This window comes from Rhodococcus sp. (in: high G+C Gram-positive bacteria) (assembly GCF_049286785.1).
GTDB lineage: Bacteria > Actinomycetota > Actinomycetes > Mycobacteriales > Mycobacteriaceae > Rhodococcus_F.
Map to the genome: position 1 here is coordinate 1 of NZ_JBAQEO010000679.1, position 9,454 is coordinate 9,454.

Annotated in this window: 13 protein-coding genes; 5 read left to right on the forward strand and 8 right to left on the reverse strand. The window is 65.7% G+C overall.

Annotated features, from left to right (window positions below):
- Positions 1-154: 154 nt before the first annotated feature.
- The 4 genes from WAW17_RS24575 to WAW17_RS24590 all read right to left on the reverse strand — a co-directional run bounded on the left by WAW17_RS24575 (position 155) and on the right by WAW17_RS24590 (position 1,747).
- Positions 155-316 (reverse strand): hypothetical protein, encoded by a 162-nt coding sequence (locus WAW17_RS24575; protein WP_185723523.1) that lies wholly within the window; start codon positions 314-316, stop codon positions 155-157.
- Positions 317-512: 196 nt separating this feature from the next.
- Positions 513-641, reverse strand: a complete 129-nt coding sequence (locus tag WAW17_RS24580) for a hypothetical protein (protein WP_267204739.1) — start codon at positions 639-641, stop codon at positions 513-515.
- Positions 642-953: 312 nt separating this feature from the next.
- Positions 954-1,211, reverse strand: coding sequence for a hypothetical protein (locus tag WAW17_RS24585; protein WP_422335494.1), 258 nt, complete (start codon positions 1,209-1,211; stop codon positions 954-956).
- A 104-nt stretch (positions 1,212-1,315) separates the two neighbouring features.
- Positions 1,316-1,747: a VOC family protein gene (locus tag WAW17_RS24590; protein WP_043793396.1), complete on the reverse strand. Its 432-nt coding sequence runs from the start codon at positions 1,745-1,747 to the stop codon at positions 1,316-1,318.
- Positions 1,748-2,094: 347 nt separating this feature from the next.
- On the opposite strand from WAW17_RS24590, the gene WAW17_RS24595 reads away from it, so the two are divergent.
- Entirely contained in the window at positions 2,095-2,673 is a 579-nt protein-coding gene (locus WAW17_RS24595; protein ID WP_422335501.1) for a LuxR C-terminal-related transcriptional regulator, read from the forward strand.
- Here the strand turns inward: WAW17_RS24595 and WAW17_RS24600 are convergent.
- Complete coding sequence (locus WAW17_RS24600; RefSeq protein ID WP_422335502.1) at positions 2,645-3,739, reverse strand: GAF domain-containing sensor histidine kinase; 1,095 nt, start codon at positions 3,737-3,739, stop codon at positions 2,645-2,647. The genes WAW17_RS24595 and WAW17_RS24600 overlap by 29 nt on opposite strands.
- A gap of 237 nt (positions 3,740-3,976) precedes the next feature.
- Complete coding sequence (locus tag WAW17_RS24605; RefSeq protein ID WP_422335495.1) at positions 3,977-4,345, reverse strand: hypothetical protein; 369 nt, start codon at positions 4,343-4,345, stop codon at positions 3,977-3,979.
- Between the two features lie 475 nt (positions 4,346-4,820).
- Here WAW17_RS24605 and WAW17_RS24610 point away from each other — a divergent pair, with 475 nt between their 5' ends.
- From WAW17_RS24610 to WAW17_RS24620, 3 genes are all read left to right on the forward strand, one after another.
- Entirely contained in the window at positions 4,821-6,356 is a 1,536-nt protein-coding gene (locus WAW17_RS24610; RefSeq protein ID WP_005560605.1) for an AMP-binding protein, read from the forward strand.
- Positions 6,357-6,486: 130 nt separating this feature from the next.
- Positions 6,487-6,795, forward strand: coding sequence for an EthD family reductase (locus WAW17_RS24615; RefSeq protein ID WP_422335496.1), 309 nt, complete (start codon positions 6,487-6,489; stop codon positions 6,793-6,795).
- Positions 6,796-7,201: 406 nt separating this feature from the next.
- A complete protein-coding gene (locus tag WAW17_RS24620) occupies positions 7,202-7,627 on the forward strand; it encodes an SRPBCC family protein (protein ID WP_422335497.1) in 426 nt (141 codons plus the stop codon).
- A gap of 59 nt (positions 7,628-7,686) precedes the next feature.
- Here WAW17_RS24620 and WAW17_RS24625 read toward each other — a convergent pair whose 3' ends face one another.
- Positions 7,687-8,130: a hypothetical protein gene (locus tag WAW17_RS24625; RefSeq protein WP_422335498.1), complete on the reverse strand. Its 444-nt coding sequence runs from the start codon at positions 8,128-8,130 to the stop codon at positions 7,687-7,689.
- A gap of 103 nt (positions 8,131-8,233) precedes the next feature.
- A complete protein-coding gene (locus WAW17_RS24630; protein WP_422335499.1) occupies positions 8,234-8,869 on the reverse strand; it encodes a hypothetical protein in 636 nt (211 codons plus the stop codon).
- Between the two features lie 32 nt (positions 8,870-8,901).
- On the opposite strand from WAW17_RS24630, the gene WAW17_RS24635 reads away from it, so the two are divergent.
- Entirely contained in the window at positions 8,902-9,351 is a 450-nt protein-coding gene (locus WAW17_RS24635; protein ID WP_422335500.1) for a DUF6262 family protein, read from the forward strand.
- Positions 9,352-9,454: the final 103 nt, after the last annotated feature.

Genomic DNA, 9,454 nt, shown 5'->3' on the forward strand with positions numbered 1-9,454 from the left:
TGGTCAACACCCCCAGCGAAATATGATCCGACAAACGCTGATCACTGCTCGGCTTCACCCATCCCACACGCGGCACGGACTCGAGAATAACAGCCGTGTCATTCTAAGTAAACGGTATTGAGGCTAGGGCGGCGTACCCGCCCATTCCACCGCCTCAGTGGCCCATTTTGGTGTCTCGTGTGCCCAGCCGCGCGTGCTGCGGGTGCTGGTGGTCGACGACGATCCGATCGTGCATCTCGGCGTGGACCGGCTGGCCGACGGGGCGGACGCCGGCAGAGTTCCCGACAGCGGCGTTCCGCATGGCGCGCGAGTTCATAAGCTCGCCATACACCCGATGACACTTCAATCATTACTTCACCATGCCAAGGTCTCCCCTAACACCGCGCGCGACTCTTCGCGACTGACTCGCGCCCAGCACCTCAGGGCATTGTTTACGCTGGAAGGGCCGTCGATCGACGGGGCGTCCACGAGAGCGCGCGGACATCGGCGAGGGCAGGGCAGCGAGTGGTGGGTCAGGCCTCAGCGGAGAGCATCTTGAGGAGCCAACGGGTCACGGGTTCACTCGAGGCCGGGTTCTGTCCGGTGACCAGGTTGCCGTCGACGATTACCTGCGGACCCCAGGCGTTGCTCACTTCGACCATGGCGCCGCTGTCCCACAGCCGGGTCTCCGCGTAGCCAGGACGCCTGCTCCGCGAGCCCAGCTTGAGCCTCCTCCTCGTTGGTGAACGCTGTGAGGCGACAGCCTACGAACGCACACGTGCCGTCCTCCCGCGCGGCGGAAAACAACCCGGCGGGCTCGTGCCACCTTGCCGCTGTCGAGCGTCTGCACCAGGGTCGCCCCGAGCGCCTCGGAGACGGCCAAGTCCTCGATGGCACCGTGCCCGCCAGGCAACATGATCGCGTCGAAGTCATCGGGTTTGGCGTCCTCGAGACGGGCCGGGCAGTCAAGTTCGTCACGGATGCTCACGATGTAGTCGCGGAACTCCTGACCCTTGGCTGCGTTGCCACGGTGCATCTCGGGTGAACCCGGACTCGTCAGCGATCGCCAGGACGCCGCCGACGGTGGCGATGGTGAGGCCCACCCGCTCCGCTCCGAAGATCTGGTCGGGGACGACCAGTCCCTCGTGCCAGTTGTCACCGGTGCCCGCTCGCATGCTTCGACCCGTCGGAGAGGGTCCGGTGGTCGGTCGGCATATCAAGACCCTGCTCATGCCGGCCTCCTTCGCAGATGTCGTTGGTGACGGCGTGATCGTCCGGGCACGATGCTGCCCGCTCTGGCTATGCTCACCAGTGATCGAGTCGCCACCGGCTCGCGTCAGCCGACCGCGATGAGCTCAAGCTGGATGTTGTCGGGGTCTCGGAACACCACCGTCGAGTAGACGAACGGCTCCTGCTCGTCCCTGATGCCGGTGTGCTCGATGCCGAGCTCGTCGAGCCTGGCCAGCCAGGCCACCAGCTCGTCCCGGGTGGCCACGCTGAAGGACACGTGGTCCAGTCCCGTGCGGGCCTCGTCAAACGGCTCGCCTTGGTTCGCCTCGTTGGTGTGCAGCCCGATCGCCGCACCCGAGCGCGGGTCGACGAGAAGCACGGCGTAGCCGGTATTCTCTCGGTCGAGGTGCGGGAATGTCACCGGAACTCGATCCATCCCGAACAGCCGCTGGTACCAAGCCACACTGGCTTCGATGTCGGTGACCGTCGGAGAGAAGTGGTGGACCCCCGTAATGCTGGGCCCTGCGCCCTCACTCATGCCTGCCTCCTCGCTTTGCACGTCACGTGCACCTCGCCCAGCCTCCAGATTTTGATGGCTCGGGCGCGGTCGATGGTCGTCTGCGCCGCGGCGATGGACCTGCACGCCCTCCGGGCCACCACCGACGACTATGACGTTGAGACCACCATCACACGCCAGCGAAGGGTCGCCTACCTCCGAGCGGAGGTCGTCGGTGCTGGTGTTTCGCGGCAGCCCGAACGCGCGGGGGTTACCGTGGATGCATGCCCCCTCACCGTCGAGGCCAGAGCGGCGCACCCGCGCATTCCATCGCCACAGTGGCCCATCCAGGTGTCTTGCGTGCCCAGCCGGGTGCGCTGCGGGTGCTGGTGATCGACGACCATCCGATCGTGCATCTCGGCGTGGAACGGCTGGTGGAGGGGACGGTGGGCATTCAGATGTGCCCGGGGGCGCGCACGGCGACCGAGGGCGTCGCGATCGCCGCCGCCGAACGACCCGACGTGGTGCTGCTGGATCTGCATCTGCCCGACATGGCGCTGCCGGACGCCGCAGCCGCGTTGCGTGGGGCATGCCCTGGACTGAAGCTGGTGCTGTTCACCGGGGACAGCAAGCGCACGGTGGGCCAGATCGCGGGGCTGGTCGGGATGGAGGCGGTGGTACACAAGGATAACGCCTGCGCTGTGCTGGTCACCGCGATCGGGGAGGTCGCCGCCGGACGACGCTACTGCGACCCCGTGATCAGCACCGGGGATCCGCTGGCACTCTCGCGGCGCGAGTACCAGGTGCTGGAGCGCCTCGCCATGGGCGAGAGCAACACCGAGATCGCGAAGCAGCTGTCTCTGGCGCCGAACACGGTGAAGTCCTACGTTCAATCGTTACTGGCCCACCTCGACGCCCGCAACCGGTTGGACGCCGTGGTCAAGGCGCAACAGGCCGGAATGCTCTAGCGCCGGGAACCCACGCCCGCACCGTACTGCCGCCTTCCTCGTTGGCTGCGCAGGACAACCACCCACCCACCCGGTCGACACGCTCTGCCATGGTCCGAAGGCCCAAGCCACGCTCATCCTCGAGCGTGATGTCCCCGGCGGTGCCATCGTCGGCCACGGCCATGCCCACCCCGTCCTCCGCCCGGTAGAGGCTCACGACCACGGAGTGGGCGCCCGCGTGCTTCTCGACATTGAGCAGGGCCTCGCGGGCGGTGCGCCGCAACACATCGGTCCGCGCGGCATCCAGCAACGGCAGATCACCCAGGACCACCAATTCCGCCGCCACCCCGGCGCGCTCGCCGAACTCGCGACAATCACCCTGCAGAGCGACCGCGAGTGCCTTGTCCTCGGGTGGTTGGTGCAGCGACAAGGTCTGAGCCCGCAGCTCCGATGTTGCCCGTTCGGTCAGAGCCAGGGCATCGGTCAGCAGTTCCAACCTGGGGCCGAGCGCCGTGCCCGCCTTCGCCGACGTCAACGCCACCCGAAGACTGAACAACGTCGCACCAACCGAATCATGCAGCCGGACCGCGAGGCGTTGACGTTCTGTGAACACGGCGACCTTGGCCATCTCGCGCGCGCTGTCTGCGACCTCCATCGCCACCGCAGTCTGTCGGGCGAGGCCAAGCAGCTCGGCCCGGTCGCCGTCGGTCCACGGAACCGCGGACCGACGGGCCGCGTAGAGCAGCCCGTAGAGCCGGTGGGCGCGCACGATCGGGGCAGCCATCACCGCCCGCAGCCCCTCCGCCCGAACCGCGTGGTCGAAGTCGTGGGTGATGGCCCGGCTCAAGCAGTAGTCCTCGACCGCCGCGGTCCGACGCAACACCGCCGCCTGGCCCCCGAGGCCCGCCTGCGGCCCGACGACCAGCCCGTTGAGCTCCTCCGTGCACCCGCCCACCACCGCCACGACCTCCATCGTGTCGTCCTCGGCGATCCGGTTCGCACCGGCCGCTAGGTCCGCGCCGAGCACACGTTGGACAATTTCCGCGCTGTGTCGCAGCGCCGCGGTTCGGTCGAGCAGGGAGAGCACAGGGTTGAACTCAGGATCGATACCTAGGACAGTCACGTCGACGACCCCCTCTCTGCGGCGAGGTAGCCGACAAACATCACACTAACGCCTCCGAACCCGTCACGCAGGGCCGGAACCGCCGGCTGCGGTCCACGGGGTCCTTCTAACCAGGGTCGCCAACCGAGTAACACCACTTTTTGGGGGCCCATCGCCCCGGTACCGTCAGCTGCCCGCAGGTGTCCACGAAGGTGGCCTCGACTACGTCGCAGACGGGCTCCCGGGCGCCGAATGATCGGCCAGCATGCTGCGTATTCGGCCAAGCGCATCCCGTATGTCTTCGGCGATCCTCGACCCCACTTCGCCGTGATCCCCGACGAACGAACGCTGCCATTCGCCCCACCACGTACCCAGGCCGGGGCTCGCTTCCCGCACACTGACGGCCCAATCGGTGTCCCACCGAGATCGGGCTGCGGGCCTCGACAGCCGTATGACGAAATCCGCCTCCACAAAGAAGACGCGGAGCACATCCGGCGAGGCCCGCACGTCGCGTACCCCGGGCAGCGACGCCGCCTCGACGAGCGCGGCAAGTTCGATTGGTTTGGTGAGTGCGGTTCCGCGGCGGTCCATGCTGGCTTCCTTAGGCTGGTGTCTGAGAGCGATGTCCTAGGTGTGCAGGGCGGGCATGCAAGGGTGCCGATAGGCCGAAGCGGCCCTTTCGAACTTTTGGGCAGAGCGGCCGATTGTGGGTGCACGAGGAGCGCGCCAGCGAATCGCTGCCCCCACAACCACGCGTTCCCCGTGCGGCCCGACTCCTCGCCCACTACCTCGGGCGACGGACAACCATCACTCACCGCCAGGCGCCCTGATCGACACTTCGCGGCGGCAAGACTCACCATCACACCAACTGCATCCGGCGGACTACCTCCGATCGGAGGTAGGAGTTGTCGGTGGGGGTTCCGCACGCCCCGAGGTGCTACCTACAGTGAACCGTGGACCCGACGACGGGGCGGCGCGAGGCGGCGCTGGATCAGGTTCGGCTTCGACCGGAGAGCTTCGGATGGCTCTTCTTGCCGGGTCTCGAGACAATAATGAGGAAAACTCCATGCGGGTTCCATTGACCACCAACGACTTTATCGATCGCGCCGAACTCGTCTACGGCGACCGGATCGGTGTGGTTGACGAGCCGATACAGCCCGCGGCCGCCGTCGAAGAATTGACCTACCGTGAAATGGCGCGCAGAGGTCGAGCAATCCAGGCCGGCCTCGATGAGCTGGGCGTACCCGAAGGTGCCCGGGTGGCGGTGGTCAGCCATAACTCGGCGCGATTGCTAGAGCTGCTGCTGGCGGTGCCCTCGTCGGGACGAATCCTCGTACCGGTCAACTTTCGTTTGCAGCCCGAGGAAGTCGCCTACATCGTCGGCGACTGCGAAGCCGACGTCATTCTGATCGACCCTGAACTCGACGACGACCTCATCGGTGTCGGCGCCCGCCACAGGTTCGTGCTCGGCGCCGACTCCGATCGGGCGTTGCTGCGGCTCGACATCGAACCGCGACGATGGCAACAACCCGACGAGGACGCCACCGCAACACTGAACTACACCAGCGGTACGACTGCAAAACCCAAGGGCGTGCGACTCACGCACCGCAACATCTGGATCAACTCGGTCACATTCGGGATGCACATGCAGGTCAGCGACCGCGATGTGCTGATGCACGTCCTACCGATGTTCCACTGCAACGGCTGGGGAATGCCCTACACCGCAACCGGGTTGGGCATCAAGCAGGTCGTCCTCCGCAAAGTCGACGGCGCAGAAATTCTGCGCAGAGTAGACGAACACGGGGTCACGTTGATGTGCGGCGCACCGACCGTGTGGAACATGGTCCTCGACGCCGCCCAGAACTGGGAAGGTGAGATCCCCGGCCGCGGGCAGGTGCGGCTGGTCGTTGCCGGAGCACCACCGCCGTCGCGCACGATTGCCCGCATCGAAGAAGAACTGGGTTGGCAGTTCAACCAGATCTACGGCCTCACCGAAACCTCGCCGCTGTTGACCGTGAACCGCTCGCGCGCCGAGTACGACAGCCTTCCGGCGATCGAGCGCGCCAAGATGCTGTCCAAAGCAGGTGCGCCGTCGCTGGGAACCCGCCTCTGCACCGACGCGGACGGGGAAATACTGGTCGCGTCGAACACCGTGATGGACAGCTACTGGAACAATCCGCAGGAAACCGCCATCGCGATGCGTGGCGGACAATTCCACACCGGCGACGGTGGATCCATCGACGCAGGCGGGTATCTGACGATTTCCGACCGCAAAAAGGACGTCATTATCACCGGCGGGGAAAACGTCAGCTCCATCGAGGTCGAGGATGTCCTGTTCACTCACCCGGCGGTAGCCGAGGTGGCCGTCATCGCCGTTCCCGATGACAAATGGGGTGAAATGGTCACTGCGTTGGTGGTGCTTCGAGACGGCGAAAACGTGACCGAGACCGAATTGATCGACCACACACGTCACAGTCTCGCCGGATACAAGATCCCCAAACAAGTGCTGTTCACGGACAGCATCCCGCGTACCGCGACCGGAAAGGTCCAGAAATTCAGACTTCGCGCAGAATTCTGGACTGGTGGCCGCCAGGTGAACTAACAGCGACAACGCCGCTGTCAGACCGGTATCAACTCGATTTGCGACAGCATTCGTCTGGTCGTCCCGTGCCTGGCGCCCAGTACCTCAGAGCATTGTTCACTCCGACACTACAATGGAAGACAGGACCGCTATGTACCAGCTCACTGCTACCTACAACCACCCGCAGGACCCCGATGCATTCCTTGGGCACTACCGCTCCACACACGTCCCGATCGCCCGAGAATTCCCGAAAGCCACCTTCTTCGGCTGGACGATCTGCGAGACGGCCGACGGCTCCCCGCCGCCGCACTTCCTCATCGCCGTCGTCCAGTGGGCCACCAAAGACGACGCGCTCGCGGCCCTCGGCTCGCCGGCCGGTGCGCAAGCCGTCGCCGACCTTGCGAACTTCGCCGCCGCAGGCGTCGACCTCGACCTCGGCGAGGTACACCGCGAAGTATAGGACGGGACCGGGAGGTCGGTTGCCCTGGAGAGGTTGCCGATGTTGTCAACCTGGGCGTCGATTGCTGCCTTGTACCATGTCGTTGACCGTCGCCTGCGATTTCGCAGGGTGGGTTGATATCCCGAGTGAATCGACCAACATTCCCGGCCGCCGGGTGGAGCCACCGAGATACTTGGAAGTGGCCACGACCTGGGTCAGGACACGCTCAGCGCATCTGCTCAGCTTCAAAGAGCCGGTCCGCCATGGGTGAGCTTCGGCCCCAGTTCTGGGCTGGCCACGTCGAGTCGCGGGAGCTACCCGCGTCTGTCATGGCTGGGCTGGGCACCGGTATCGTCGTTGCGACTCACAGGGCTAGCAGGTGTCGTTCGACTTGGCGCAATTCGGCAGTCTCGAGGCGAGGGTGGCAATGACTGAGAAATCCTTCCGTTACCAGATCGCGGTCGCTGACCTCTTCTCGTTGTTGATTTCCGAGGACGCGGCAGGTCAATGGATGGGTGCTGTCGTCGAGTTGGAGCCGGAGGCTGGTGGGGTCGTAGTGGTTGCCGCGCCGGGATGGCCAGTGGTGTCAGGACACGTCGAAAGCATCCGCCAGCCAGACTCGGTGACATTCGTGTGGCGAGCACCGGACTGGCCAGGGCCGTTGCGGACCGTGATCACTCTCGAGCCGGAGGCAGATGGTGCCCGGCTACGTCTCACCGAGACCGGCTACGGCACCGACGACGACCTTCTGCGCACGCGCGACTACCTGTGGTCGCACTGGCTTGTCCGGCTGGCCGCCACCGGTGCGCAGTACAGACCAGGCGGCGGTGCCGGCAGGAAATACAGGAAATAGAGGCCCGTAGGCTGAGCCTCCAATAGGGCGACTGACTCCTGTGCAACAACGAGATTCGCTCACTCGACGAGCCCACCGCTCGCATATTGTCGAGATGCGTGAAGCCTACCCCTCCAACACAGTGGGCAATGTTCACCCTCCTTGTCGGTGTCGCCAGCGTCGTTGCTGGTGCGTTCCCGGATGGGGATACGGTGCCGGATGGTGATCTTGTCGGCTCCGACCAGGACATCCTTGACCAGCAGCCGCAGGACGCGTTGGCGTTTTTCGACGGTGGAGACCTCGGCTTTGTCGCGGAGTTGGGTGAGGAAGCCTTCGAGGTCGGCGGCGAGCGTGAGGTAGGCGTCGCGGTCGGCGAGCTGGCCGTCGAGTGCATCTATCTGGTTACGCAGGTTGGTTTCTCGTGCGCGTAGGTCGGGCATGCGGGCGCGCAGTTCGTCGATGGTGACCAGTTGCTCGCCGAACGCCTCGATCATGGCGGCGATCCCGGACCGGGCTTTGGTCATCCGCCTCCCGCCGCACGGCCCATCGTCGACGACTCTGATTGCAGCACCAGCGGTCTGGTAGGCCTGCCGGTAGATCCGAGTGGTATCGAGGCAAATGGTGACGTCAGATATCACAACTGTCCGAATGCCCCCTCCTGTCGGCTATGTTGGCGGCGTAGGTGGTCCAATCTCCAGCGGAAATCTGCTGCCAGCGGACGGCGGAGCTGACGCTGATGCCGAGGGTTCGGGCGAGGATGGCTGCGGGGATCTGGGTGGCGAGGCCGAACAGTGCGGTGCTGCGTGCCTGGTTAGGTCGGATGCCGAGCTGGTTCAGTCTCAGCTTCAGTCGTTGGGCGCTGATCGGACGGCCGGGCTGACCGCCGGGGAATAGCCAGCGCGACGGAGTGGTGGCGCCGATGGTGGCGTGGCCTTTGCGGGTGGCGAACACGGTCCGGGCCAGGTCATCGACCGGTTCGGGGAGCCGGATCGGTGTTCGGCCGAAGCTGATGTGGACGTTGTCGTTGGTGATCGAGATCTGATCGACGGTCAGTAGGGCGATCGTGGAAGGACCTTGGGCGTAAAGGAGAACGAGCAGGCCGGCGAGGCGGTCGACGGGCGCTGTCAGGAGAAGGACGCTCTCGGCAGGATCATCGTCAAGCTCGAGCAGACCCGCCTCACAGACGACGGCGCTCGAGCAGTCCGCGGTGGCGGCGTCGCCGCACGCACCGATGCCATCACCGGGGACCAGGGCGGGAGCCACGGCTATGCGCGGTAATCCCGACAATCTTCGCCGTGCAGCCGCTGCCAAGAGTGCCGCCGCCACGGTCCGTGCCGAGCAGGGCATCCGCGACATGGTCCGCCAGGGGCGAAAAGATCACCTTCCGTGCCCTGGCCCAGACCGCCGGAGTGTCGCTGGACTTCCTCTACCGCAACGCCGAGATCCGGCAGCGCGTCGAACAGCTCCGCCAACAGCAGCATCGCACACCGCCGGCCCCACCGGAGCGGGCCGATCCGGACCAGCGCAGCAGCGTGGTGCGCACGCTCACCGCCCAGCTCGCCGAGCTCAAACGCCGCCACCGCGAGGAAGTCGGCCACGCTGCGGCAGGCGCTCGAAGCCGCCCGCGGCGAGAACCTCGAACTCCGGCGACGGCTCGGCCGAGAGCCCGCCGCCCCGGAACGAGCCGAGGGCTGAAACCGGTGGAGTTGCTGATCGCCCTTACCCCGAATGCACCGATCAGCTGATGGGGTCGCCGTGGGTGTCGCTGTGCGGCAGCGGGTGGGGTGCGGGCATGGGTGATCGTCCGACCTCTCGTATCGGGTTGTTCCACTGGAGCTTTCGCGTCGA

Excerpts from the sequence above, each read along its gene's own strand:
- WAW17_RS24575 (WP_185723523.1), bottom strand. The coding sequence starts at position 316 with ATGAACTCGCGCGCCATGCGGAACGCCGCTGTCGGGAACTCTGCCGGC.
- WAW17_RS24580 (WP_267204739.1), bottom strand. The coding sequence starts at position 641 with ATGGTCGAAGTGAGCAACGCCTGGGGTCCGCAGGTAATCGTCGACGGC.
- WAW17_RS24585 (WP_422335494.1), bottom strand. The coding sequence starts at position 1,211 with ATGAGCAGGGTCTTGATATGCCGACCGACCACCGGACCCTCTCCGACG.
- WAW17_RS24590 (WP_043793396.1), bottom strand. The coding sequence starts at position 1,747 with ATGAGTGAGGGCGCAGGGCCCAGCATTACGGGGGTCCACCACTTCTCT.
- WAW17_RS24605 (WP_422335495.1), bottom strand. The coding sequence starts at position 4,345 with ATGGACCGCCGCGGAACCGCACTCACCAAACCAATCGAACTTGCCGCG.
- WAW17_RS24610 (WP_005560605.1), top strand. The coding sequence starts at position 4,821 with ATGCGGGTTCCATTGACCACCAACGACTTTATCGATCGCGCCGAACTC.
- WAW17_RS24615 (WP_422335496.1), top strand. The coding sequence starts at position 6,487 with ATGTACCAGCTCACTGCTACCTACAACCACCCGCAGGACCCCGATGCA.
- WAW17_RS24620 (WP_422335497.1), top strand. The coding sequence starts at position 7,202 with ATGACTGAGAAATCCTTCCGTTACCAGATCGCGGTCGCTGACCTCTTC.
- WAW17_RS24625 (WP_422335498.1), bottom strand. The coding sequence starts at position 8,130 with ATGACCAAAGCCCGGTCCGGGATCGCCGCCATGATCGAGGCGTTCGGC.